The following is a 26,609-nucleotide window of genomic DNA, read 5'->3' as shown; positions in this document are numbered from 1 at the left end:
GTTTCGTTCACCAACTCAAGGTTAGCTACTGAAAACTTTATTGATTACGTTTTGCTTGTTCAGTTTTCAAGGTTCATTTCGTTACTGTTTTTTCAGCAGCAACTCTTATATAATAACACGCTGTAAACTCGCTGTCAACAATTAATTTTGTTTAATTTAATTGTTTTCAGAAGTTATCTTAGCGACTCGTATAATACTACACTCTTGATTCAAAAAGGTCAACACTTTTTCTAATAAAATTTTATACTTTTTCATTTCGTTGAAAAACTTCCTATTTAAATACTTACGAAAAAAATTATCATTAGACTTTACATCTCAAGTTGATTTAGCTTTTTATTAGTATCTAAAATAGAATTTTATCATAACCTTCAATAGAAAATTAATAGATTTCATAAAAAATAAATAAAAAACTCGGTATAGAAACCGAGTTTTTAAAATGGAAAGAAAAATGGAATTGCCAGCATCATAACGATAAACATAATAATCTGTAGTGGTATTCCAATCCTCACAAAGTCCATAAACTTATAACTGCCAGCTGTCATAACGAGCGCATTTGTTGGGGAAGCAATCGGAGTAACAAACGCCATACTTGCTGCTACAGCAACAGCAATCATAAATGTCTTTGGACTTGCTTCCATCGCAATCGCGGCATTCATAGCAATCGGTGCGAATAATACAGCAGTAGCTGTATTACTAATGAACTGACCAAAGACTGCAGTTAAAATGTAAACTCCGATCAGTACTCCGTAAGGTCCATAGTTTCCAAGCGCATTGATAATACCATCAGATAAGATGGCCATACCGCCCGTTTTTTCCAATGCAGTCGCCATCGGAAGCATTGCAGCTACAAGTACAATACTTTCAAAATTCATACTGCTATATGCATCTTCCATATTACGCAAACAACCTGTTAATATCATCAATACGGCGCCAACCATAACGGAAATAACAGCAGGGAAAATTTCAAAAGCCATTAGCACAATCATTAAAAGCATAATGACACCTGCAATACCAGCTTTCCCCGTCGCTGCAGCTACACTAGCATGCTCCTTTGGCTGACCAACAACAACGACATCCTGCGTTTCCCTTGCAAGTAATAAAATTTCATCCCATGCACCTTGTACTAAAATGGCATCTCCAAATTTTAATTTATGAGTCACCATATCTTGCAGCTTATAGCCACCTCTACGATTTATGCCAATTATATTAAGATTATATTTTTCTCGGAAGCCTAGGGTGCTTACGGTCTTATTAATAAAACTAGAATTTGGTGTTAATAATACCTCAGCAATACCAAGATGCTTCGATACTAATTCATCTGCCTCCCCTTCAGCCAGTTCCTGCATCTCCAGACTATAATCAGAAGCAAAACGACGAATATTCTCTTCCTCACCTTGGACATACAATTCATCTTTGGCATGAATCACACTTGTCGGACCTGCCATTTCCTGATATGTCACCGGTAAAAAATTTATACCTTCTTGAGATCGTCGGTGAATTTTCATCATACAAAGCGTATATTTGGCCGGAAGCTTTAATTCCGCTAATGTTGCGTCAATAATCGACGAATCCTCTGGCACAAATACTTTAAACAAACGATTGTTTAAATCATATTGCTTAATAATTTTCTTCGGAGATAGTCTATAATCAGCTTTTGTTGCTGTACGACTTTTTTCATTTGGTAAAAGAAAGTTGCGCACAAGTACTAAATAAGTAATACCAACAATCATCCCTACAATACCGATGGGTGTTACTTCGAAAAATCCTAGCTTATTGTAATCACGATCGACCAATAACTGACTAACGATAAGATTTGTCGGTGAAGCAATAAGTGTCATAAGCCCAGAAAGACTTGCAACATAAGAAAGTGGTAGTAAAAATTTTGACGGACTTACTTTCATACTAATCGCAATACTAACAACTATCGGCATCATCAAAGCTACAGTACCTGTATTACTCATAAATGCACCGACAGAACCTACAATAATGAGCAATAATACAAATAATTTCAACTCACTATTACCTGACCACTTTAGCAGTAATTGCCCTGCCATTCCTGCAAGTCCTGTTCGTAAAATTCCTGCACCCACGACAAACAGCCCTGCAATCATTAAAACTACAGAGTTTGAAAAACCAGCTAATGCTTCTGCGGGTGTTAAAATATCCGAAATGACAAATGCTAGAAGTGACACAATCGCAACGAGGTCCGCTCGTACTTTATTAGTCACAAATGCAAAAATTGTCGCTCCTAAAATAAGAAATGTTAATGTAAGCTGCACATCTACGAATTCCCTTCTAACATTAAATCATTGTGTTTACAAAAGGTTATAATTTTGTAAAGCACAATGCCTGTTTCTATATCACTTAGATTTATTATATCTTACCCTAGACTGTAAATGAGAAAGTTCACCATCTTTTCGAAATAAAAGTCTCGTCACATAACGAGAGGTTGATTTCCGTTCCGGCTGGGCGCTTTCCTGAGGGCGTCCGATGGGCCGCTTCGCTTCGCTGCAGGGTCTCGGGCCAACACGAAGTTGGTCACGGAGGCGTTATCACAGGATGTGATGCTTTTAGCCTCCGTTCCTCTATTGCTAATCCCCAAGGAGTCGCCCAACCTCCACTACAATCAACAACTTATCAACCAAAATAAACATAAAATAATGCGTATCATTAAACTAATGTTGATTTCCACACCAAGTTGGCGCTTTCAGCGTAAGCTCATCCCACCGGAGTTGCCACTCTCCGCGAAGAATCAACAGCTCCTGATCATTAGAATTTGTAGGAAAGCTGCATCAAAAGAGTATAGCGGTGTAAAACCTCTAAAACCCTGCCTTAATTATAATGAAGTATATTTTGATTATTTTTCTTCCAAAGTAAACCTCTCCTTGGAGGAAAACAGGACCGTTCTGATGCTCCTTGCAATATCCTACATGGCGGGGTCTATCGATTAAATTATCCATACAGCTTTTCAGCAAATAGTGAAGCGCGGTATTATCCCACACTCTCATGCATCGGCCCCAGCTTGATTATTTTTGATAAAGATTATGCTCTTTAATATAGTCATAACAAGCGTCAGGGAGAAGGTATCTTGGTTCACCGCCCATTGCAAATTCTTCTCGAATATAGGTAGAGCTAATTTCCATCGCTAACCCTTTATCAATTAAATGGAATCTTCCATCATCATGATTCCTCAAAATAGGAGAACGACTAATTGTTGATAACATATCTATTCCATGCCTTGCCATTACAATAAATTTATTCTCAGCTACTAACGCATCTCCTCTTTTCCACAATCCTGCACCAATATCGACTAATAAATCAGCCCCCATAATAAAATGAATTTCATCATTCGGGTGTTGTTCTCTAAAATATTTCATCGTATCATACGTGTAAATATTCCAGCCCTCTTGCTCCATTTCATATGAATCTGCAATAAAACGCTCATCCTTAGCAATAGCCAACTGCAGCATATTCCAGCGATGCGTATTCTTCGTTTTTATCTCCTTGTCTTTTCGTTTGTTTGAGCAAGGTAAAAAGATCACTTTATCTAATTTGCAACGATGCGCGACTGTGCTGGCTGTCCAAAGGTGAACATTTGTAATTGGATCAAAGGATGATCCGTAAATCCCTATTTTCGCCATTCCCTAACCCCCATTCCTCTTCTCTAGTAGTTTCTCCCATTCATCATTTTCGTGACTTTTTCTTTAATTTCTTTAATTCTTGTCATTTTATTATCCCAGCACGCTTGACTTAAATCGACTGGATACTCTTCTGGATTCATTGTTCGTTTGTACTCACTCCATAGTAGATGTAAATTTTCCTCTACATATACTTGAATTTCTTGAAGTGTTGGTTCTTCGTAAAGAATAGATCCATTTACTACAATGTCTTGATGTAATTCTTTCGCTGTAAAATCCGTCACAAATTTACTGATATAAGTATGAACAGGGTGAAACATTTTCGAGCATTTTTCCTCTTGCGGGTTTTCGTAGTCCAATGCAATATAATCTCCTTCAGCATGACCATTGGCTGTATTAATAATTCGATAAATACGTTTGCGGCCTGGAGTCGTTACTTTTTCTGGATTTCCAGAAATTTTGATAGTATCGACCATTTCCCCGCTTTCATCTTCAATAGATACTAATTTGTATACGCCCCCAAGAGCTGCTTGATCGTAGGCTGTAATGAGCTTAGTTCCGATTCCCCATGTATCAATTTTAGCCTCTTGAGACTTCAAATTGATAATCGTGTATTCGTCCAGATCATTAGATGCTATAATTTTCGCTTCAGTGAAGCCAGCTTCATCTAGCATTTCCCTTGCTTTTTTTGACAGGTATGCTAAGTCTCCACTGTCCAGCCGGATTCCTACAAAATTGATTTTATCTCCAAACTCCTTTGCGACCCGAATTGCATTAGAGACACCAGAACGTAACGTATCATAAGTATCCACTAAGAAAACGCAATCTCTATGCGTATTTGCATACTTTGTAAATGCAATGTATTCATCACGATATGCCTGTATCATGGCATGTGCATGAGTACCTGAGACAGGGATACTGAATAATTTTCCAGCTCTGACATTGCTAGTTGCAGAAAACCCACCAATATAAGCTGCACGAGTTCCCCAAATCGCTGCATCAAATTCATGCGCTCAACGAGTACCAAACTCCATCGCGACATCCTTTCCAATCACTTGTTTAATGCGCGAAGCCTTCGTTGCAATAAGAGTTTGGTAATTAACGATGTTCAATAAAGGTGTCTCCATTAACTGAGCTTCTGCCAACGGGGCTTCAATTCGTAAAATAGGTTCATTTGCAAATACTAATTCCCCTTCCCTCATTGCAGAAATAGTACCTGTAAATTTTAGATTTTGAAGGTATTTAAGAAATTCCTCTGAGTATTTTCCTTCCTCGCGTAAATATTGAATATCACTATTAGAAAAACCAAAGTTTTTGATAAACTCCATTATCCTTTTTAAACCTGCAAATATCGCATAGCCATTCCCGAACGGAAGTTGTCGAAAGTATAGTTCAAAAACCGCTGTTCGATTTTGAGTATCATCATTCCAGTACGTTTCCACCATATTTATTTGGTATAAGTCCGTGTGCAACATGAAGCTATCGTCCGCATATTTCATACCCTGTTCCTCCGTTTACATAATAGTAGCTCCGAGAGAATGCTCGAAATGCCCTAACGCCCACTCATGCCCTGCTTGATTAAAGGACGCTACTGCATCTTTATGAATAACAATGCTAAATCCTTTATTATAGGCATCTACCGCTGTATGAAGAACGCAAATATCCGTACATACACCGATTAAATGCAGTTCAGCAATGCCTCTTTCACGCAATTTAATCTCTAAATCCGTACCTGCAAAAGCAGAATATCTGGTTTTATCCAAATAGTAGACATGATCCAACTCTTTATTTCCTTCATATAATTCTTTTAAAGAGCCATATAGTTCTCTCCCCCTCGTACCTCGAACATTGTGAGGAGGGAAAAGCTTTGTTTCTGGGTGATAGCTATCTTCTTTTTCATGAACATCAATAGCGAAAACTACAAAATCACCATTTGACATAAATTCCTTTGTTAATTGTGTATTTACCCCTTCCAATAGTTGCCCCGGTTTTCCGCAAGTTAGGGCTCCATCTTGAGCTACAAAATCCACTGTATAATCAATATTAATCAATGCACGCTTTGACATATTTCCATCACTCCAACCTCTCATTTAATTAGTAATTACCAAATTACAAATTAGTACAATGAAAATTAATTAGGAAAGACAGATGCTTTCCTAATGATAAATTGACTCTACGATTTCGAAGTCATTAAAAGAATATAATTGCGAAGGTCTAAATGAATTTCTTTTCGTTTTCTTCGGTTTCGCATCTTCATCTAAAACTTTTTCAATAAAAGGCAGCTTAGGCGCTTTTGTAAAGAACACCGAATCGTTTGAAATACGCGGATCATCTCCCACTGTCAATAAAACCCTCTGTAGTTCAGATAACGTAAATTCTCCCGGTAAAAAATTTTTAGCAACCGTTGTTTGTATCATATCTTTCTTAATAAATTCTAAAGCGTCCGAAATAATTTTCCGATGATCAAAGGCTAAATCGAGTTTGAACACTTCATTTATATCGAAAAGTTCTACTTCTACCGCATCGTCATTAGCTTGACGTTGGTCAATGTATACTTCCGGAACGATTGCATAAAAGGCATTTGAAATCATCCAACCTCGAGGATCACGATCTCTATCATCGTAGACACCAAAATGCTTAATGTGTAGACTATCTACATTCGTTTCTTCCTTCAATTCTCTTTTAGCAGCCATATAGGCGGTTTCCCTTTTTGTCGCATCTACAAATCCACCTGGAAGCGCCCATTTTCCACCTTCGATATTCGGGTTTCCTTCATGATCTTTGTCGGCCCGTTTAATCAACATGATTTTAAGCGTCATCATCGGAGGTGCTTTTTCCTCTACTTTTTCGGATGTTATTGTAAAAATTGCGATATCTGATGTATATCCATCAGGTGTTATATATTTAGAAGAATCATAATTCGCAAGAACTTCTTCTTGTGAACGATATTTTGTCATTTTAAAATAACTCCTTTGATTCAATGTTTTGCAGGGATAGTAATTTGTAAATCAATAATTACTATTTAATAACATAATAACTTTTCCAGTTAACAATTTCAACTCTTTTTATAAAAAAGAATAAGAAGAACAGCTTTCCATTAAAAAGGCATAAACAAAGCATTTCTGCCTTATTTATGCCTTTTTTATTATTTAATTTACTAGTTGATTTTTCAAAATAATTCCATCCCGTACGACAACTCGCCCATTTTTAATGACAGTATTCGTATGATTCATGCCATAGAAATATTGCAATTGCTTGTAATTAGCAACATCCAATATAATGACGTCAGCTTGTTTGCCCGCTTCAAGGGAGCCGATTTGATGTCCACGATTAATTGCGTATGCTGCATTAACGGTAGTCGCCGTTAACACTTCCTCCAGTGTCATCCCCATATGCATACAAGCTAAATTCATAATAAATGGCAGACTCAACGTTGGAGATGAGCCAGGGTTAAAGTCAGTTGAAATAGCTACAGGTACCCCTTCATCAATCATCAGGCGTCCTCTCGCGAATGGTGCACGTAAGAAGAATGCTGTTCCAGGTAGCAACACAGCAATCGTGCCAGCTTCAGCCATTTTTTGTATCCCTTCATCAGAAGCAACTAATAAGTGCTCCGCAGAAATAGCTCCTACTTCTGCAGCAAGCTCCGCTCCCTCATAAGGCTCAATTTCATCTGCATGAATTTTCGGTGTTAACCCCAACGCTTTCCCAGCCTCTAAAATGCGTCGTGATTGCTCTGGCGTAAATACACCTTTTTCACAAAATACATCATTGAATTCCGCAAGGTTTAGTTCAGCTACTTTCGGTAACATATCATGAATGACTAGATCCACAAATTCATCCTCACGTCCTTTATAGTCACGCGGTACCGCGTGCGCCCCCATAAAGGTACTAACGACATCAATGTCATGTGTAGCTTGCAATTCCTTTGTTACTTCTAGCTGTTTCTTTTCAGTTTCCCAATCCAAGCCATAGCCTGATTTCGCCTCAACCGTTGTGACACCATGCTTTAAAAACACATCTAAATGATTCATCGTTTTTTCATATAAATCACCAAAGCTAGTTTCTCGTGTCCGGTTTGTTGTAGCATGAATCCCGCCACCTGCATTCATAATTTCCATGTATGTTGCACCATTGAGTCGCAAATTAAATTCCTGCTCACGTGTACCTCCGTGAACTAAATGTGTATGACAATCGACAAGACCCGGCATAACAATCTTACCTGAGGCGTCAATTACTTCAGCAACCTTTACAAGATCAGGGAAATCCGCTTCCAGCTGAGCAATTGGTCCAACTTCAATAATGCTATTTCCCTCCATTAACACACTACCATTTTCCACTACTGCAATGTCACGCATTTGTTCCTTTGTACGCGGACCTTGTAAGGCACTTTTTAACGTGATCACTTCGTTGGCATTCTTGATTAAAATAGTCACTTAGCATCATCCTTTAACATTGGTATATGCACACCTTTGTTTTTCGCTGTATTAATAGCAATTTCATAGCCAGCATCTGCGTGACGCACAACACCCATTCCCGGATCCGAAATTAACACTTGTGCAATCTTCTCAGCAGTTAGCTCAGAACCATCCGCTACTAACACTTGACCAGCATGTTGCGAATAACCCATTCCTACACCACCACCGTGATGTACACTTACCCAACTTGCACCACTTGCTGTATTAACAAGTGCATTTAAAATCGGCCAATCTGATACTGCATCAGTACCATCGAGCATGCCCTCTGTTTCACGATTTGGTGATGCAACAGAGCCAGAATCTAGATGATCTCGACCAAAGACAATCGGTGCTGACAGCTCACCATTAGCCACCATTTCATTAACCTTCAATGCAAAACGGTGACGATCACCATAGCCTAACCAGCATATACGCGCCGGTAACCCTTGCCATTTCACCATCTTTTGCGCCATATCAATCCAATTCACAAGCCCTTCATCTTCAGCAAACATTTCTTTTGCTAGTGCATCTGTTTTATAGATGTCCTCTGGATTACCTGAAAGTGCGGCCCAACGGAATGGCCCTTTCCCCTCACAGAATAAAGGACGAATATACGCTGGAACAAAACCAGGGAAATCAAAGGCATTTGTTACACCCATTTCTTTGGCATACGCACGAATATTATTACCGTAATCAAATACTTCTGCACCTGCTTGTTGGAATTCAAGCATTGTACGAACATGCTCAGCCATCGTCTCTTTAGCTCTTTGTTCATATGTTTTCACATCACTTTTACGTAGTTCAAGTGCTTCCTCAAGCGTCATGCCATTTGGAACATAACCATTGATCGGGTCATGGGCAGATGTTTGGTCTGTTACAAAATCAGGAATAATTCCTCGGTTCAATAGCTCACGATTAACATCTGCACAGTTGCCAACAAGACCAATAGACGCTGGTTCTTTTTTATCTCGTAGTTTATTGACTAATTCAATCGCTTCATCTACCGTCTCCACGAGATAATCACAGTAGCCCTCTTTAATTTTACGTTCAATTCGAGCACGATCTACTTCGACTACTAAAATGACGGCGCCAGCCATTTTTCCAGCTAAAGGCTGTGCACCACTCATGCCACCCATACCACCCGTAAGGATGAATTTGCCGCGTAAATCCGCTGTGCCAAATACTTTTTTACCTGCCTCTACAAATGATAAATATGTTCCTTGTAAAATGCCTTGTGCGCCAATATAAATCCAGCTACCAGCCGTCATTTGACCGTACATCATTAAATCACGGTCCTCTAACTCATAGAAATGCTCCCAATTTGCCCACGACGGTACTAAATTAGAATTTGCAATTAATACACGTGGCGCATGTTCATGTGTACGGAATACAGCTACCGGCTTTCCTGATTGAATAAGAAGTGTTTCATCATTCTCTAATTCTTTTAATGACGCGATAATTTGCTCATAACTCTCCCAATTACGCGCCGCTTTACCGATTCCACCATAGACGATAAGCTCATCTGGATTTTCTGCTACTTCAGGATCTAGATTATTCATTAACATACGCATTGCAGCTTCTTGTGTCCAACCTTTACAAGATAATTCATTCCCACGTGGTGCACGAATATTTGTTTTGACTACCATAAAAAACACGCTCCTTTAAAATAGTAAAAATGCTATTGGTGTTACGATGATTAAAGTTAATACGACACGTACAAACCAAATGGTTACAATTTGGCGCAACGTCACCGGAATTTCAGTTGATAAAATAAGTGGTATGACAGCTGAAAAGAACAAAATTGCTGAAATTGATACAACTGCCACAATAAATTTCGTCACAAGTGCTGCCTGCGTCACAACAAGTGCCGGTAAAAATACCTCTGCTAACGATAATGACAGCGCTTTTGCCGTTAAAAATGGTTCTGGAATTTGTAGTACATATGTGAATGGTACAAAAATATACGAAAGCCAATCAAAAATAGGTGTATATGTTGCAAGCACAAGCCCTAAAAGACCAACCGATAAAATCGATGGCATAACCCCCATCGTCATGATGAAGCCATCCTTTAAATTCGCCCATAAAATTTTAGACATAGGCGGATTTTGATCAACAGCCTCCATCGCTTGACGCCACGCTTCTTTAAAACGCCCCTTTTTAACAATCTTTTCTGGCATCGGCGTCGCACCCTCGTAATATTCGTCCTTCATGGAACGAATTGGATAAATGCGGACCGTTAACGCAGTGACCAAGAATGTTACAACGAGTGACACCCAGAAAAACGCATTCCAATGCTGCATCATATCCAACGTACTCGCAATGACAACCATAAACGTGACAGATACAGTCGAGAAGCCTGTTCCAATAATCACGGCCTCCTTCGCTGTGTAGCGACCTTCCATATAAAGACGGTTTGTTAACAGCAATCCAACCGAATAACTGCCGACAAATGAGGCTACTGCATCCACCGCTGAACGTCCTGATGTTTTAAAAATAGGTTTCATAAACGGCTGTGCTAAAACACCGATGTATTCAAGCAATCCGTAGCTAACTAGAAGTGCCAAAAACAAAGACCCAATCGGAATTAGTATGCCTACCGGCTTAACAAGCTTCTCCAGTAAATACGGGCCAATACTTTCATCCGCTAACCACGCTGGCGCTATATTGAAAATTAACAAAATCCCTGCAATCAAACCGCCCACTTTAAGGATTGACATCACAATATTGACAGTCGACTTATTCCATTTCTTTGTTAGGAATGGATGAATCGCTCCACCTACAAGCATTATGAGCACATATGCAGTTACAAGTAGTGGCGCTTCGGTGCGAATAAAACTTACGATGTGATCAATTAAAATGGAATCCTTACCTCGCCATTCAAACGATACGAAAAAACTAAATATTCCGACTATACTGCAGATAAACATCTTAATAGCGGAGGAGATTCGAAATTGCGAATCTCGCTCCAGCTCTTGTTGATGAAATTCCATACTACTCCCTCCGATGTAAGTGCTTTTTCTGAAAGTAATCTCTAAGTCGTCAAAACTAGTTAAAGGATTTTTTGGATTTTCTCTAGGAAGTTATTACTTTAAAACTTACTTGTACTCATTTAATAGATCATCACTCGTTAACAAATACTGCGAGAGCGCTTCAATTTCATCACCGATAGGTTGATCCGCTAATAGCGGAGGGCAAAACTCACGCACTTTTTCTAAAAACTTTCGTGTTGTTGGAGATAACTGCTCTTCTGCTTTATCTAAATGGATCGCCTGCGATGCACAAATCATTTCTATTGCAATGACACGAGCGGCATTGTGTACGATTTGACGCACTTGGCGGGCTGAAGTTGTACCCATGCTCACATGATCCTCTTGGTTACCTGACGTCGGTATAGAATCCACGCTTGAAGGATGTGCCAATACTTTGTTTTCAGATACGATAGAGGCCGCTGTATATTGAGCAATCATTAGTCCACATTCAATACCAGGATTCGTCGCTAAAAATGGTGGCAAACCTTCATTAAGATGCGGATTAACCATTCGTTCTGTACGTCTCTCCGAAATATTCGCCCACTCACTTACACCGATTTTTAAAAAGTCCATCGCCAATGCTATTGGTTGACCGTGGAAATGTCCCCCAGACAATACTTCTCCATTTTCCAAAACAATCGGATTATCTGTCGTTGCATTCATTTCAATTTGCACACGGTCCTCCGCATAGAAAAATGACTGCCATGAAGCACCATGTACTTGAGGAATACAACGTAATGAATAGGCATCCTGCATGCGGATTTCACCTTGCTTTGTCACACGTTTACTTCCTTCAAGCCATTTGCGGATTCGTCCACCAACAAGCTCTAATTCCGGGTGTGGTCTTACCGCCAAAAGCGCTGGGTCAAACGCTGAAGTAATCCCCTTCAGTGCCTCAAGTGTTAAACTCGCTGCCATATCTGCCGCTAGCCCCATACGCTCTGCCTCGTTCACAGTTAACACGCCGATTCCTGTCATTGCTTGTGTACCATTTACAAGCGCTAATCCTTCCTTAGCTTGTAGTCGCACCGGTGTTAGCCCAGCTTGCTCTAACGCCTCACTCCCACTCATAACCTCGCCATTAAACTCCGCCTTGCCTTCACCTACTAGCACTAAAGCCAAATGTGATAACGGCGCTAAATCTCCACTTGCTCCAACTGAACCTTGAGACGGTACAATCGGATGGACTCCCTTATTTATAAGATCTAATAGCAGCTGCACTGTTTCTAGACGAATTCCTGAAAAACCACGTGCTAAAGCATTGGCACGTAAAACCATCATGGCGCGTACAACATCTGTTGGGAACGGTACACCAACACCTGTCGCATCCGAGCGTAATAAATTCAACTGTAAAAGCTCGATATCTTCCTCTTCAATCTTTATATTACTTAGCTTCCCAAAGCCTGTATTCACACCATAAATGGTTTGCCCCTCAGCTAAACGTTTTTCAATGCGCTCCCTACTTAAACGAACGCGCTCCACACTGTCTGTAGATAGCGCAACCGTAGCAAGACCGTTAACGATTCCCCCTATTTGCTGTCTTGTTAACGTCTTGCCATCAAGCTCGATAATAGATTTCATAATGCCATCCCCCTGTTCCCTTTATAACTATGTAAAAATGCTCGTAATCAATTTAGTTATCGCTACAAAAGATAAATAACAATTACTCTATCTACATTGTACTAACTACTTTTTTCAGAAAATAGGGAATTTTAAAAGAGAATACATGAATTATTTCAGATTTTTTGATATTTTAATAATATAATCGTATTTTTTTACGAAACTAGATATTTTTAAGGTGGGTTCGTATGTATGAAATTGTTATTAATTGATAGAGACTCCGCTGACCTTTCAGGTATTCGTTGGTTTTTACATACATATTTCCCTGGCGATGTAACCATCGAAATAAGTACAACTATTAATGAGGCACTTCAAAGTATCCAGCAATTCGAGCCTGAGGTGATACTACTAAATATTGACCTATTCTCGAATAATCGTTTAACAGCACTTTATCGCGTTTTACAAAAACATTCAGGAACTATTTTAGCGATGACGACAGAGCCATTGTTTAAAAATGCATTAAAAGCAATCGATTTACAGGTCGCACATCTCTTCGTTAAACCAATTGATTTAGAAGTATTAAAGCAAAAGCTCACCGCTATTTCCCTTCGGACACCAAAGGCAGAGGCAGTGTATCAAGAAGCTACAGATGAATCTTTTTACGATCAACTATTTTTAGATAGTAAAACTAGTACGCTAGAGACAAATATACATTTCACCATGATTGAGCCTGAGCATTCCGACATGTTTAACAAACTATACAACTGGCTTCAGCAAACTCCTATTTATTCTAGTATGAGGATTTATCCTTTATCAGAGAGAATCGTTTGCTTATTCCAAACAAATGATATAGAGAAAGATGTTCGTACACTAATCAAGGAATGGCGATTGACAAGTAATAGCTCTTTAAATATCGGTATTTACGATGGAGAACCTACAACAATGAAGAATATGTATACGTTAACGAAGCGTGCACTTCGTCAAAGTTTCTACGAAGGCTATGGGCATATTTTTTATACGAGTAAGCAGTTGAAGACACAGCCCTTCGATCCTTTACTAACACCCGAAGAGCAACAATTATTAATAAGTAGTTTAGAGGACGGGAATATTGAAGCTGTTAAAGCATTTTTATATCGACTATTTAATGAAGGAATTTATTACGAGCAGGATGACTTACGTATTCATCTAACAAGTGTTTTAGCACAAATTCGACGCTTTATGCTGAAGTATAAATTACACGAGAAAGCTGCAATTGAGCAAAATTATCGTCAGCTTTTTCATTTAATTATTGAGCATCCTATATTTTATACCATTCAAAATGGCATCATATCATTTACACAAAAACTGATTGAATTGGCCCGCGAGGCAAGAATGGAGAAACGAGCTGACTATGTAGAACTGGCCATAGAAATTATCGACCAACAGTTTCAGGAAAGCGGGTTATCTTTACCTTACGTTGCTCATAAATTAGGGATTAGTCCCAATTATTTAAGTACGATCTTTTCAAAGAAGCAAGGCTTGCCACTTAAACGCTACTTGCAGCAGGTACGAATTCATAATGCCACAAAAATGTTAGTAGAAACTGATTTTGCTATTAGTGAAATTGCCTATTTAAACGGTTTTGAAGATTCGAATTACTTCATTAAAATTTTTAAACAGCACATCGGCATTACGCCTAATCGTTATCGGAAAACGTGAAAAGGCATACCCGAATTTAATTTCCAACCGTGCACGAGAGGCCAATATGCTTTCAACGCGAAAGTGCAGTGGATGCTGGTCACGAAGGCGCTCTCATAGAAGGTGACGGTTTTTAGCCTTCGTTCCTCTATAGCTAATCTTAGGAAGTCTCCCAGCCTTCACTGTCATCAACTAATACTTACCATAACCCTAAAACACATTTTTTCAATTATCATTTTCCGTTTTCAATAAAAAAGAATTTACTTTAAAGCCTTTTAATTTCGACCTATCCCTTCTTCACAACTCAACTTTAATAATTCTCGAAAATGTTTCAAAAAGCTAGTTTTGTGGAAAAAGCTATTCATAAACGCTTTTAATCTAGCATATATTTATAGTTTGTATTTTAATATAAACATTCTTTAACGATAATAATTATAATTTACTAGCAATTCTAGTTTATATTTGTTATAGTTATTGATGAAGAGTTTGACTCACAATTTTTTCTTCAGGAGGTAAACTAATATGACAAACCAAAATGATCGTAGCCGTCGTTTTACAACAGCAGGTGGCGCTCCAGTAGTAAGCAACCACGATTCAATGTCAGCAGGTCCTCGTGGCCCTCTATTACTTCAGGATGTATGGCTAGTTGAAAAATTAGCAAACTTCAACCGTGAAGTTATTCCTGAACGTCGTATGCACGCTAAAGGTTCAGGTGCATTCGGTACTTTCACTGTAACGCATGATATTACTAAATATACAAAAGCAAAAATCTTCTCAGAAGTTGGGAAGAAAACAGAAATGTTTGCACGCTTCTCAACAGTTGCGGGTGAACGTGGTGCAGCGGATGCTGAGCGCGATATTCGTGGCTTTGCACTTAAGTTCTATACTGAAGAAGGTAACTGGGATTTAGTTGGTAACAACACACCTGTATTCTTCTTCCGTGATCCTTTACACTTTACAGACTTAAACCACGTGGTAAAACGTGATCCACGTACAAATATGAAGAACGCGAATTCAAACTGGGATTTCTGGACTTCATTACCAGAGGCACTTCACCAAGTAACAATCGTTATGTCTGATCGTGGTATTCCGTCAGGTTACCGCAATATGCATGGTTTCGGTTCTCACACTTATAGTTTTATTAATGCAGAAAATGAGCGCGTATGGGTTAAATTCCACTTCAGTACAGAGCAAGGCATTAAAAACTTAACTGGCGCTGAGGCTGCTGAAGTAATTAGTAACGACCGCGAATCTTCACAACGCGACCTATATGGGGCAATTGAAAATGGCGATTTCCCTAAATGGAAAATGTCTATTCAAGTAATGACAGAGGAACAAGCTCGCGAATTACCATATAACCCATTTGACTTAACAAAGGTATGGTATAAAAAAGACTTCCCATTAATTCCTGTAGGTGAATTTGAGTTAAACAAAAACTCGGACAACTACTTTGCTGAAGTTGAGCAAGCTGCATTTGCACCATCTAACATTGTCCCTGGTATTAGCTTCTCTCCAGATAAAATGTTACAGGCTCGTATCTTTGCTTATGCAGATGCACAACGCTACCGTTTAGGTGTAAACCATTACATGCTTCCTGTAAACGCACCAAAATGTCCATTCCGTTCATTCCACCGCGATGGTGCTATGCGCTTCGATGGCAACCTTGGTTCAACTTTAGGCTATGAACCAAATAGCTATGGTGAATGGGAACATAATTTAGACTATAAAGAGCCTGAATTACGTATTGACGGTAATGCTGGTATCCATGACTTCCGTGAAGATGATAACAACTACTTTGAGCAGCCAGGTAAATTATTCAACCTAATGACTGCCGAAGAGCAACAACGTCTATTCGAAAATACGGCTAATGATATGGCATCAGTTGAAGAATTCATCAAACGTCGTCATATTCTTCACTGTTATTTAGCTGACCCAGCATATGGTGAAGGTGTAGCAAAAGCTATGGGTCTTTCATTAGAAGGTATGGATCTTTCAAATCCATACGTAAAACAACCAACTAACGTTTAATTCTCCACATATTCCAACTATTATTGATATCCAAATCCAACTTTTTACTCCATGTGAAGGGCAACCTCACATGGAGTTTTTTTATCTTAAATGTGGGATCATCACATAATGAGTGGTTGATGCGTAGGTCATCCATTACTTTTGATGATGAACAAAAATAAGGCTTGTGCCTATATTGATAGACACAAGCCCACTCTAATAATTATTGATAGATTTGACTGCCTGCCTTTTTAAATTCTTTCGCCTTCTCCTGCATACCTTTATGGATTGCTTCAGTTGTATTTAAGTCTTTTTCTTTTGCATAAGTACGAATATCCTGTGAGATTTTCATACTACAAAACTTAGGTCCACACATTGAACAGAAATGCGCCGTTTTTGCTCCTTCTGCTGGCAATGTTTCATCATGATATTCGACTGCACGCTCTGGATCTAGCGAAAGGTTGAATTGATCGCGCCAGCGGAATTCAAAGCGCGCCTTTGATAGTGCATCATCACGTTGCTGTGCCCCCGGGTGCCCTTTAGCTAAATCAGCCGCATGTGCAGCAATTTTGTACGTAATAACCCCTACACGAACATCATCACGATTTGGTAAGCCAAGATGTTCTTTAGGCGTTACATAACATAGCATTGCCGTACCATACCAACCAATCATCGCGGCTCCAATGGCTGATGTAATATGGTCATAGCCTGGAGCAATATCTGTCGTTAGCGGCCCTAACGTATAGAAAGGAGCTTCCTTACACACCTCTAACTGCTTGTCCATGTTTTCTTTAATAAGATGCATCGGCACATGCCCCGGTCCTTCTACCATCACCTGTACATCATGCTCCCAGGCAATTTGTGTTAATTCCCCTAGCGTTTCCAGCTCCGCAAATTGAGCCTCATCATTTGCATCTGCTATAGAACCAGGACGTAAACCATCACCTAAAGAGAAAGCAACATCATAGGTTTTCATAATTTCACAGATTTCTTCAAAATGAGTATATAAGAAGCTCTCTTGGTGGTGATATAAACACCATTGTGCCATAATCGAGCCTCCCCGAGACACTATGCCAGTTACACGATTAGCCGTTAATGGCACATAGCGTAGCAATACGCCTGCATGAATCGTGAAGTAATCTACACCTTGCTCTGCCTGTTCGATTAACGTATCACGATACACTTCCCACGTTAAATCCTCTGCCACACCATTTACTTTTTCGAGCGCTTGATAAATCGGCACCGTCCCTACTGGCACTGCGGCATTACGGATAATCCATTCACGCGTCGTATGAATATGTTTACCCGTGGATAAATCCATGATGTTATCAGCACCCCAGCGTGTAGCCCACGTCATTTTTTCTACTTCTTCTGCAATAGAGGATGTCACCGCTGAATTTCCAATATTGGCGTTAATTTTCACATGGAAGTTGCGTCCAATAATCATCGGCTCTGCCTCAGGGTGATTAATATTAGATGGCATAATTGCACGCCCCGCCGCGATCTCTGAGCGCACGAACTCAGGATCCATATTTTCGCGAATCGCTACAAATTCCATTTCTGGAGTAATAATTCCCTTTCGTGCATAGTGAAGCTGCGTTACATTTTTACCTTTCTTCGCACGTAAAGGCTTTCTAGATAAATCCGGAAAAACATTTTCATTCATCCGTGGATCATCAGCTTTGCGAAATCCATTATCTTCTGGCTTGATTGTACGACCTTCGTATTCTTCAACGTCACCTCGTTCTTTGATCCATGCACTACGTAAAGCTGGCAATCCTTTCGTAATGTCCACCTTATGTGCAGGATCAGTGTACGGGCCACTCGTATCATAAACACGCACTGGTGCATTTTCTTCCTCACCAAAGCTTCCTGTCGTCGGACTTAAAGCAATCTCACGCATTGGCACTAAAATATCTGATCGAGAACCTTCTACGTAAACTTTTTTACTTCCTTCAAAATTTGACATAATCGTAATATTCTTTTCGCTAACTGTTGTCATAAACTACTTCGCTCCCTTTTACATTTATACAAGGACCGAATCTAGCTCACCCCAACAAAACGAAAGCCGAATCCAAAAAATTTTTGGATCCGGCTAAGAATGTAAAGGTATAGTTATTGCAAATAACATAGTGTGCAATAATGGTTAACTTTCCCACGCTGGTATGAGCCAGATCAGGTCCAAAGGGTCAAGAAACCTCTATGCGTTTCCCTCTCAGCCTGACTCATCAGACTCCCCTAGTTAATACTATTAAGTTTGATGCTAGTGTAGCAGATATTGCTAATAGATGGAAGCTTCATTTGATTATTTTTGGATTATCACCATAACGTGCGGTTGATTTTCGTTCTGGCTGGGCGCTTTCCTAGGGGCGTCCGATGAGCCGCTTCGCTTCGCTGCAGGGTCTCATCTGTGACGCTAATCCCCAAGGAGTCGCCCAGCCTCCACTCCAATCAACTTATATCTTGTTTTAACAAATATAAATCACTAGCTTTTAATTCAGAAAAAGAGCCCCTAACTCCTGAAAAGCTTTCCACCTTATCTTTTATACTATATGACACCCAACTGTTAGGTAAACAACAACTCCGCTACATAAATTACAATTGTCACTGTAATACAGCTCACAATCGTTGAAAATAAAACTGTTTGTGCAGCAGTTGCCGATTCTACGTCATATTCTAATGCCAGACTGGAACTATTTCGCGATGTCGGGAACGAACTAGCTATAAAAAGTGATTGTGCCACGACACCGTCAAGACCAAGCGCAAAAATGATAAGCAATGCAACGGCAGGCCCTATGATTAATCGTGTAAAACAACTAATGTATACCATCTTATTAAACATAGATTTTATTTCAAGTTGGGATAGCTGTGCCCCTAAAGTTATTAATGCCACAGCGATAAAGCCATCTGCCACATGGTCTATCGGAATTTTTACGAACTGTGGAATAGGGATATTAAAATAGTTCATAGTAACGCCGATAATAAGTGCATGAATAATAGGCATTTTGAGGAAATCTTTCAAAATTGACATGCCTGATTTTGTTGAAGAAATTAAATTGTACAAGCCGTAAGTATACGTCGTCATATTTTGAAATATAACGAGAATAACTTGAATCGCTACCCCAATCGGCTGAGTCACAAAAATCATTTGGGCAACTGGAATACCATAGTTGCCTGAATTAATGAGGACAACGCTATTTTTAAACACCGCAGCCTCTGTTTTTACTAAACCGAGCCCCTTTGCTAGAAAGTGACTAAGGACCATTTGGCTTCCGATAAAGAGTAGAATAAAAAGCGCAACTTCCCCAAGCACAGACAATTCTATACTCGTTTCATATAAATTCACAAAAACAGCTGCTGGCATAAAGCAATATGTAATAAGTTGAGATAGCGCCTTTAAATTAAATCGAAATTTCCTTTGTAAAACTGCGCCAAGTACTAGAAGCACTAAAATCGGAGCGACAATTTGAAAGAAAATCATACCGAGATACACCATAGTGTTGTCCCCCTTTCCTCTCCTATAGTAGTGCTGTTTGTAAACTCGGTCAATGTACTTCAGCGTTCACTCATCCTGTCTTTTTCATCATGTTCAAACAATAGCAAAGAGCTCTTGGAAGGATGATTTACCCTTTCAAACTACGAGTTATTAAAATAATAGAAGAAAAAAGGCCTATTATTTCATTAAATTAATATAGTAAAATAACCCATTCGCGCACTAAACTTAAGAAATGTATGATATATTATCCATTAAATACAATGATTGGAGCGACAAAGATGAAGAATAAAGTATTTTCTACTTTTATGGCTACCGCTATTACAGCAACCTTAATTGTGCCTGTATCAACTGCGAATGCCACTTCTAATGATGTATCTTTAAACCACTCAGTTCAAATCGACGGGCAAGTAGCTGCAGCCAAAACAAAGGGACAAAATGTTACTATTACCAGCATCGCTAATGATAAAGTACGTACATCCAATGGCCAATTTAAAATCAGTAAGTCATTGAAGCCCCTCTTAAACACATCCAATAATGCTGCATTGGCGAATGCTGAAGCAACTATTGTCGTAAAGAACGGTGAAATTACAAGTATTACTTCACTAACACTAACTAAAGGTGGAACAAAAAATAAAGCGTTAGATCTTGATGGCGGCGACGCGCAAATTGCTGGAAGCCTAACTGTAAATGCGGATTATGTAAAAGTTCAAAATGTCACTATTGAAGATGAGCTTATTGTAACTAATCGTGTGAAGAAGGCCATTACAATTGATGACGTTGCTATTGGGGATACAATTACTTTTAGACCTTTATTGACTAAAAATAATAATTGGTTAAATGTTTCTCTAAAAGATATTAAATCTCCAAACATTAACCTAAAACGCACTAAAGTGAGTGTGACTTCTGACAAAACTATTTCGAAAGTCGACATAGTTGGTAAAGTTACTGCATTTGAAGTAACGGCCAATGTTGATAAACTAACTATCGATGTTGAGAAAGATTTCACCCTTTACGGAAAAGGTACAATTGAGCAAGTGGTTGTCAAACAGGGGGCAAAGGTGGCATTAAATTCAGGGCATCTCATTAACAAAGTGCAGGTGGATGATAAAAAAGCCTCTGTGACATTACCTGTTTTAAATAAAACGGAGCTTAGTAATTTAGTAGCTTCACCTCCATACGTTGCAGTATCTGTTTATGGATATGACATTTCAGTAACTGAAAAATGGACAACGCAGGCTGAACGTACAACATTCGAATCAGCCGTGAGCAGCGCAAGAGCAGTAGTTAATAATTCTTACGCTTCACAGGAACAAGTAAACAATGCGATAACACAGTACAAAAATGCATTAAACGTTTATCGAACTGTGCAAAAAAATGGAACAAAATATGTTTATGGTGATAAGTCTTCACTACAATCGATGATCAATTCTGTTCAGTATGTAAAGGTTTCTTCGAACAACGGTAATGATGTAGCTTCTTATGAACCTTGGACGACTCAAAGTGAGAAGGATGCTCTAACCTCTGCCGTTTCATCTGCTCAATATGTTGTAAATAATTACTATGCAACACAATCTGATATTACAAATGCAATTAGCAATTTAAACTACGCTATTACAATGTATAAGAATGCACAAAAATATGGCACTTATCAATATAATGCCGATCGATCTTCCCTTTTTTCACTTATTAACTCTGTTCAGTATGTAACCGTTTCTGTGAATGGATCTGAATTATCCTACAATGTAGTTTGGACGACTCAAAGTGAAAAAGATGCCCTAGTTTCTGCTGTTTCATACGCACAAGGTATTGCAAACAATAGCTCCTCGTCTCAGTCGGATATTTCGTATGCATACAGTTATTTATATAATGCCATTTCAACCTATAGGAGTAATTATAAATCTGGTGTGAATTATAATCATTGGCATTACGTTGATAAATCTTGGTTAACATCACTCATTAATTCTGTTCAGTATGTAAAAGTTTCAGAAAATGGAGATGGCTCTGATATCCCCTACTATGAACTATGGACAACGGAAAGAGAAAAACGTAGTCTAGAAAAAGTAGTTCAACACGCACAATCCGTTGCCAGTAACGCCTATGCTTCTGCGTACGATGTGACAGATGCTATTAACAAATTAGACAAGGCTATCGACATCTATAAAGATGCTCAACGTTCAGGTACACAATAAAAATCGAAAGGACTTGGCACAAAGCCAAGTCCTTTTCAAACTAAAAAAAAATCAATTATACCTCGGGAATCGTGGCGTCGGCTTCGGTAACAATGAGTCTATCCGTCGCTTTGAGAGTTCGTTCCGTCACTTCGGCGATTCGTTCCGTCGCTTTGAGGGTTCGTTCCGTCACTTCGACACTTCTTTCCGTCGCTTTGATTTCTATCCCTTCCAAAAAAGCGATCCGCTCCCCGTTCATAGCTTCATAAGTACATAAGACACAAAGTATTTAAAAATTACATAATCAATCTACCTATTCACTTAAAATATACATGAAAAAATCCTGAGATATGATAAAATTGGTTTACCAACATATATTAGGAAATCCCTGTCTAGACACGACTCTTTTCGACAGGTAAATAATAAACCATTTCACAAGACGATCAAAGATTTTAAATAGGGTAAAAGACCCACATCTTACCCATCACAATTATCCAAAACCAAATAGGAGGTTTCCCATATTATGAAAAACAAAAGAAAATTAGCCTTACTAGCCCTAGTTGCGGTCCCTTCACTAATCTATACTGCACCTACTACGTCAGCATCAGCTGCTAATATTACTGGACATTCAAAAACTGCTTACATATACGATTATACTTATTACTACAACGCTAACGTTTCGAATGTTGTTCGACTTATTTCAAACATTAATGATACAACAGCTTCGTTCCAAACAAATTTGGAAGCAGCCAATAAAGCCTACGATGCGTTAACTGAAACGGAAAAACAATATGTTACGAATTATTCTACGCTGTCAAATCATCGTCAGACAAAAGTTGCGTACCGTAAGCTTGCTGATCAAATTGAAGAGAAATTAGCTTCAGTGGAGTCAACTTCCGTTTATTACTACCAAAATGTTATGGAAACGAAAGATTGGTACAATACGTTAAATGCAGCCCAAAAGTCCTTTGTGAGCCCGGAATCACAAAAAATACTGACATCCTATATCACGCCCAATACATCTATCGATAAAGTGGTCAATAAAATCCAATTATTAAACTCTTCTCGCATTACCTTCCATCAGGATGTAGCTGATGCTAGAGCTGAGCTTAATGCACTTCGAAGATATTCATACGTCTATTTACCTGCTGGTATCGAAAAGATGTTATTAGATGCTGAACAGCTTGTTGCGAAGGATAAGGCGGCAGCTAAGGAAGTAGAAAACGCTATTGCAGCTTTATCGCCTAAAACGTCTACCGCTCAAGATGTACAAGCAGCGAAAACAGCCTTCGAGGCTTTAACACCTGTGCAACAGCAGCTTGTACCAAACGCCTGGACTTTAGTAGACTATGTAAATGGAAAATATGATTTACCTAAAGGGAACGGGTCGAAAAAGCCAATTTCATCGGATATAGCAGCCGTACCAGGTAAAACTACTGCTATGACGAAAAACAAAAATACCTATACAGCAAAAATCAACGTTGCAGACACGGAAAATAGTGCAGATCGCTTCGTTTTAACGACAAAATCGAATATGACTGTTATTATTCCACCACTAGGAACCCTTCTTAATGAGGATACTGGTGTTATGGAAATTAGCATTACAAAAAAATCGAATCGTATCACATTCCAGGCAACATTAAATGAAAAACCAGTTGAATTTGAGGCGAACATGGAAATTATTATCAATAATTTATCACCGAATGCCTCCATCGTTCGTACCAATACCTTTGGCAAACCAGTACCAGCTGATTATACAGTAGAAGGAAATCGTCATTTCATTCAAACAACTTCCTCTGCCTCATTCCTAATCCAAGAGTAATTTCCAAATAAAAAAATCATGACCCTCTGCCGATACTTTATTAGTAGCAGAGGGTTTAACATGTTTTTTTGCTCTGCTTTCGCCTCTTATCTATAAGCACTTATAACGAACACATCATAACGAGAATCTTCTCATATCATTACATCAAAACTTTGCCCGCATTGTATGCTAAACAACTCCCCCTTTTTCAACATTTCTTAGTCAAAAAAAATGCGCAGTTATTCCCTTCATTAGGACGCTCTTTTATCACGTTCTTTCAAAAAGATTTCAGAAAACTATTGACAATTGTCATAAAACAGGGATAATCATTAATAAAGTTTCCTTAGAGAAACAATGTGAAGTTCGGGAAATATTATTATGGAAAGGAACAAAAAATGCATATGGAAAAAACATCATTGAAACCACTTTCAGAATGCTCATTTGGAGATTGCTTTTTAATAAAAGAAATAAACATTAAGGGTCCTTTAAGAAGGAGATTATTAGATTTAGGCTTTGTAAAAGGCGCAGAAATCTCTATTCTTCGTAAAAGCCCTTTAGGAGACCCTGTCGCTTACCGTGTAAGCAATACGACGATTGCTTTACGGAATGATGAAAGCTCAATGATTTTGGGCGAAATTGTTAGGGGGAATACAAAGTGAGAGTAAATAGAATAGCTTTAGCAGGTAACCCAAATACCGGAAAAAGCACATTATTTAATACATTAACGGGATTGAAGCAACATACCGGAAACTGGCCAGGGAAAACGGTTGTTCATGCGGAAGGTTCTTTTGAACACAAAGGAGAGCAATATGTTCTCGTGGATTTACCCGGGACCTATTCTTTATTTTCTAATTCAGCAGATGAGGAAGTCGCAAGAGACCATATCGTTTTTGACCAACCGGATGCAACAATTGTTGTGCTCGATGCAACATCATTAGAAAGAAACTTAAATCTTGCACTCCAAGTTTTAGAAATGACGAATAACGTTATCATTTGTATCAATTTAATCGATGAAGCGGAGAAAAAAGGGATCCGAATTGATGAAAGGAGATTAGCTCGTGAACTAGGAGTCCCGGTCGTCAAAATATCGGCAAGAAATAAAAAAGGTATTAATCGATTGTTGGATACATTAAGTCAACTGGTGCATGGGCAAATTGTTACAACGCCGTATCGCATGAAATATTCGAAAGAAATAGAGGAAGCCATTACAAAGATAGAATCGAAATTAGAAGGTTATTTTGATGAAAAATATCCATCGAGATGGATTGCCCTTCGCTTACTTGATGGTGATGAAGAATTGATCTTAAAACTGCAAAATCATAAGAATAATAAACAGCACGAGGTGAGAACGAATGGAGTCCCAGTCAGTGTTAAATCATAATTCACTTAAGGCTATTCTAGCTGAAGTGAACGAGGTTTCGAATGAGGATATTCGAGATGAAATCGTTAGTGATATTTATACTAAAAGCAAATCTTTATGTAAAAAAGTAGTATCGCAGCAACCTGCAATGTACAGATCTGATAAATTAGATGAAATTTTCACATCCCGTATTTGGGGATTCCCTATTATGCTTATCTTGCTAGGGACTGTCTTTTACATTACTATTGCTGGCGCAAACGTACCATCTGACATGTTAGCAAACTTATTTGGCTATTTAGAGGGTAAGCTAACCTTTCTTTTTGAGGCGATGCATGCACCCGAATGGTTACATGGTGTTTTAGTGCTTGGGCTATTTAGAGGTACAGGATGGGTTATTAGTGTTATGCTACCGCCAATGGCTATATTCTTCCCTATGTTCGCTCTATTAGAAAACTACGGTTATTTACCGCGAGTAGCATTTAATATGGACCGTTTATTCAAACGAGCGGGTGGACACGGGAAGCAGTCATTAACAATGGCAATGGGCTTTGGCTGTAATGCCGCTGCTATCATGTCAACGAGAATTATAGAATCTCCTCGTGAGCGAATGTTAGCCATTTTAACGAACAATTTTGTCCCTTGCAACGGGAGATGGCCAACACTTATTTTATTAGCATCATTATTTATGGTAACTGGTTTTTCAGGTGCAGCAGGTACATTTGTAACAGCGACTATTTTAATAGGATTTGTTATGTTGGGCGTCGTTGTGACATTATCTGTGTCCTGGGTTCTTTCTAAAACCGCTTTAAAGGGTGTACCTACCCATTACACTTTGGAACTTCCACCATTTCGAAGACCAAAGTTCTGGAACACAATTTTAAGAGCAAGTCTTGATAAAGCATGGTATGTATTAAAAAGAGCGGTTGTCGTTGCAGCTCCTGCCTCTATTTTGACTTGGGTACTTGCTAATATTTACGTTGGTGATACGAGTATTCTAATGCATTTCATTAACTTTTTAGATCCATTTGGTCAGGCTCTTGGTATGGATGGCTTTATTATGGCTGCATTTATTCTTGGACTACCAGCGAATGAAATTGTGATCCCTATCTTAATTATGGCGTATTTATCGCAAGGAGCTATGCTAGAAATTGAGGATTTATCGAAGCTAAAACAAGTGTTTATCGACCAAGGCTGGACGTGGCTCACAGCTTTAAACATGATGTTGTTCTCACTGCTACACTTCCCTTGCGGAACAACTTTAGTCAATATTTATAAAGAAACTAAAAGTCCGAAGTGGACATTTATGTCATTTTTAATTCCAACGGTTATTGCTATTGGCGTGACATGGCTAACGGCGACAGTTGCTCGAGCGTTTGGTTGGGTTTAATGATGGGAGGGGCTGATTAAAAGCCCCTC

The 26,609-nt window shown here is 38.9% G+C and carries 18 protein-coding genes, 1 pseudogene and 1 riboswitch; of the genes and pseudogenes, 7 read left to right on the top strand and 12 right to left on the bottom strand.

Going from position 1 to position 26,609, the window contains the following annotated elements; genetic code table 11:
• Positions 1–431 precede the first annotated feature (431 nt).
• The 9 genes and pseudogenes from AC3WSK_RS20010 to hutH all read right to left on the bottom strand — a co-directional run bounded on the left by AC3WSK_RS20010 (position 432) and on the right by hutH (position 12,705).
• Positions 432–2,279 carry an SLC13 family permease gene (locus AC3WSK_RS20010; protein ID WP_427484544.1) on the bottom strand — a complete coding sequence of 616 codons (1,848 nt, stop codon included), beginning with the start codon at positions 2,277–2,279 and terminating at the stop codon, positions 432–434.
• Positions 2,280–3,026: 747 nt separating this feature from the next.
• Complete coding sequence (nadD, locus tag AC3WSK_RS20005) at positions 3,027–3,641, bottom strand: nicotinate-nucleotide adenylyltransferase (protein WP_079562805.1); 615 nt, start codon at positions 3,639–3,641, stop codon at positions 3,027–3,029.
• A 23-nt stretch (positions 3,642–3,664) separates the two neighbouring features.
• Positions 3,665–5,137: pseudogene (locus tag AC3WSK_RS20000) on the bottom strand (nicotinate phosphoribosyltransferase).
• A gap of 15 nt (positions 5,138–5,152) precedes the next feature.
• Positions 5,153–5,704, bottom strand: a complete 552-nt coding sequence (locus tag AC3WSK_RS19995) for a cysteine hydrolase family protein (protein ID WP_492414373.1) — start codon at positions 5,702–5,704, stop codon at positions 5,153–5,155.
• A gap of 90 nt (positions 5,705–5,794) precedes the next feature.
• Positions 5,795–6,595 (bottom strand): NUDIX domain-containing protein, encoded by an 801-nt coding sequence (locus tag AC3WSK_RS19990; RefSeq protein ID WP_492414374.1) that lies wholly within the window; start codon positions 6,593–6,595, stop codon positions 5,795–5,797.
• Positions 6,596–6,787: 192 nt separating this feature from the next.
• Positions 6,788–8,074, bottom strand: coding sequence for an imidazolonepropionase (gene hutI, locus AC3WSK_RS19985; RefSeq protein WP_492414375.1), 1,287 nt, complete (start codon positions 8,072–8,074; stop codon positions 6,788–6,790).
• Positions 8,071–9,741 (bottom strand): urocanate hydratase, encoded by a 1,671-nt coding sequence (gene hutU, locus AC3WSK_RS19980; protein WP_492414376.1) that lies wholly within the window; start codon positions 9,739–9,741, stop codon positions 8,071–8,073. The genes hutI and hutU overlap by 4 nt, the downstream gene beginning before the upstream one ends.
• A 15-nt stretch (positions 9,742–9,756) precedes the next feature.
• Entirely contained in the window at positions 9,757–11,085 is a 1,329-nt protein-coding gene (locus tag AC3WSK_RS19975) for a YjiH family protein (protein WP_079562799.1), read from the bottom strand.
• Positions 11,086–11,190: 105 nt separating this feature from the next.
• Positions 11,191–12,705, bottom strand: coding sequence for a histidine ammonia-lyase (gene hutH, locus AC3WSK_RS19970; protein WP_079562798.1), 1,515 nt, complete (start codon positions 12,703–12,705; stop codon positions 11,191–11,193).
• Between the two features lie 231 nt (positions 12,706–12,936).
• On the opposite strand from hutH, the gene AC3WSK_RS19965 reads away from it, so the two are divergent.
• Both AC3WSK_RS19965 and AC3WSK_RS19960 read left to right on the top strand, forming a co-directional pair.
• The gene (locus tag AC3WSK_RS19965; protein ID WP_079562797.1) at positions 12,937–14,382 is read left to right on the top strand and encodes a helix-turn-helix domain-containing protein; all 1,446 of its coding nucleotides are present in this window, start codon (positions 12,937–12,939) and stop codon (positions 14,380–14,382) included.
• Positions 14,383–14,883: 501 nt separating this feature from the next.
• The gene (locus AC3WSK_RS19960; RefSeq protein WP_427484550.1) at positions 14,884–16,389 is read left to right on the top strand and encodes a catalase; all 1,506 of its coding nucleotides are present in this window, start codon (positions 14,884–14,886) and stop codon (positions 16,387–16,389) included.
• 202 nt (positions 16,390–16,591) lie between these two features.
• On the opposite strand, the gene thiC is transcribed toward AC3WSK_RS19960, so the two are convergent.
• Together thiC and AC3WSK_RS19950 are read right to left on the bottom strand one after the other, a co-directional pair.
• Positions 16,592–18,370 (bottom strand): phosphomethylpyrimidine synthase ThiC, encoded by a 1,779-nt coding sequence (gene thiC / locus AC3WSK_RS19955; RefSeq protein ID WP_492414377.1) that lies wholly within the window; start codon positions 18,368–18,370, stop codon positions 16,592–16,594.
• Between the two features lie 133 nt (positions 18,371–18,503).
• Positions 18,504–18,618: riboswitch (TPP riboswitch) on the bottom strand.
• Positions 18,619–18,934: 316 nt separating this feature from the next.
• Positions 18,935–19,864 (bottom strand): AEC family transporter, encoded by a 930-nt coding sequence (locus AC3WSK_RS19950; protein ID WP_427484552.1) that lies wholly within the window; start codon positions 19,862–19,864, stop codon positions 18,935–18,937.
• Between the two features lie 278 nt (positions 19,865–20,142).
• Between AC3WSK_RS19950 and AC3WSK_RS19945 the strand changes: the two genes are divergently transcribed.
• Positions 20,143–22,053, top strand: coding sequence for an S-layer protein (locus AC3WSK_RS19945; protein ID WP_492414378.1), 1,911 nt, complete (start codon positions 20,143–20,145; stop codon positions 22,051–22,053).
• Between the two features lie 55 nt (positions 22,054–22,108).
• Here AC3WSK_RS19945 and AC3WSK_RS19940 read toward each other — a convergent pair whose 3' ends face one another.
• Positions 22,109–22,267 (bottom strand): hypothetical protein, encoded by a 159-nt coding sequence (locus AC3WSK_RS19940; protein ID WP_492414379.1) that lies wholly within the window; start codon positions 22,265–22,267, stop codon positions 22,109–22,111.
• Between the two features lie 288 nt (positions 22,268–22,555).
• On the opposite strand from AC3WSK_RS19940, the gene AC3WSK_RS19935 reads away from it, so the two are divergent.
• The 4 genes from AC3WSK_RS19935 to AC3WSK_RS19920 all read left to right on the top strand — a co-directional run bounded on the left by AC3WSK_RS19935 (position 22,556) and on the right by AC3WSK_RS19920 (position 26,580).
• Complete coding sequence (locus AC3WSK_RS19935) at positions 22,556–23,854, top strand: hypothetical protein (RefSeq protein ID WP_079562793.1); 1,299 nt, start codon at positions 22,556–22,558, stop codon at positions 23,852–23,854.
• 380 nt (positions 23,855–24,234) lie between these two features.
• Positions 24,235–24,492 carry a FeoA family protein gene (locus AC3WSK_RS19930; RefSeq protein WP_427484554.1) on the top strand — a complete coding sequence of 86 codons (258 nt, stop codon included), beginning with the start codon at positions 24,235–24,237 and terminating at the stop codon, positions 24,490–24,492.
• Positions 24,489–25,214 carry a FeoB small GTPase domain-containing protein gene (locus AC3WSK_RS19925; RefSeq protein WP_079562792.1) on the top strand — a complete coding sequence of 242 codons (726 nt, stop codon included), beginning with the start codon at positions 24,489–24,491 and terminating at the stop codon, positions 25,212–25,214. Before AC3WSK_RS19930 ends, AC3WSK_RS19925 begins: the two co-directional genes overlap by 4 nt.
• On the top strand, positions 25,186–26,580 hold the full coding sequence (locus AC3WSK_RS19920) for a nucleoside recognition domain-containing protein (protein ID WP_492414380.1): 1,395 nt from the start codon (positions 25,186–25,188) through the stop codon (positions 26,578–26,580). The genes AC3WSK_RS19925 and AC3WSK_RS19920 overlap by 29 nt, the downstream gene beginning before the upstream one ends.
• Positions 26,581–26,609: the final 29 nt, after the last annotated feature.

Source organism: Lysinibacillus sp. EB271-A1-10B (assembly GCF_058791335.1).
This window is presented reverse-complemented; position numbering and strand designations above follow the sequence as displayed.

Excerpts from the sequence above, each read along its gene's own strand:
- AC3WSK_RS19945 (WP_492414378.1), top strand. The coding sequence starts at position 20,143 with ATGAAGAATAAAGTATTTTCTACTTTTATGGCTACCGCTATTACAGCA.
- AC3WSK_RS19920 (WP_492414380.1), top strand. The coding sequence starts at position 25,186 with ATGGAGTCCCAGTCAGTGTTAAATCATAATTCACTTAAGGCTATTCTA.
- AC3WSK_RS19960 (WP_427484550.1), top strand. The coding sequence starts at position 14,884 with ATGACAAACCAAAATGATCGTAGCCGTCGTTTTACAACAGCAGGTGGC.
- nadD (WP_079562805.1), bottom strand. The coding sequence starts at position 3,641 with ATGGCGAAAATAGGGATTTACGGATCATCCTTTGATCCAATTACAAAT.
- AC3WSK_RS19995 (WP_492414373.1), bottom strand. The coding sequence starts at position 5,704 with ATGTCAAAGCGTGCATTGATTAATATTGATTATACAGTGGATTTTGTA.
- AC3WSK_RS19935 (WP_079562793.1), top strand. The coding sequence starts at position 22,556 with ATGAAAAACAAAAGAAAATTAGCCTTACTAGCCCTAGTTGCGGTCCCT.
- AC3WSK_RS19950 (WP_427484552.1), bottom strand. The coding sequence starts at position 19,864 with ATGGTGTATCTCGGTATGATTTTCTTTCAAATTGTCGCTCCGATTTTA.
- hutH (WP_079562798.1), bottom strand. The coding sequence starts at position 12,705 with ATGAAATCTATTATCGAGCTTGATGGCAAGACGTTAACAAGACAGCAA.
- AC3WSK_RS19990 (WP_492414374.1), bottom strand. The coding sequence starts at position 6,595 with ATGACAAAATATCGTTCACAAGAAGAAGTTCTTGCGAATTATGATTCT.
- AC3WSK_RS19930 (WP_427484554.1), top strand. The coding sequence starts at position 24,235 with ATGGAAAAAACATCATTGAAACCACTTTCAGAATGCTCATTTGGAGAT.
- AC3WSK_RS19975 (WP_079562799.1), bottom strand. The coding sequence starts at position 11,085 with ATGGAATTTCATCAACAAGAGCTGGAGCGAGATTCGCAATTTCGAATC.
- thiC (WP_492414377.1), bottom strand. The coding sequence starts at position 18,370 with ATGACAACAGTTAGCGAAAAGAATATTACGATTATGTCAAATTTTGAA.
- hutU (WP_492414376.1), bottom strand. The coding sequence starts at position 9,741 with ATGGTAGTCAAAACAAATATTCGTGCACCACGTGGGAATGAATTATCT.
- AC3WSK_RS19965 (WP_079562797.1), top strand. The coding sequence starts at position 12,937 with ATGAAATTGTTATTAATTGATAGAGACTCCGCTGACCTTTCAGGTATT.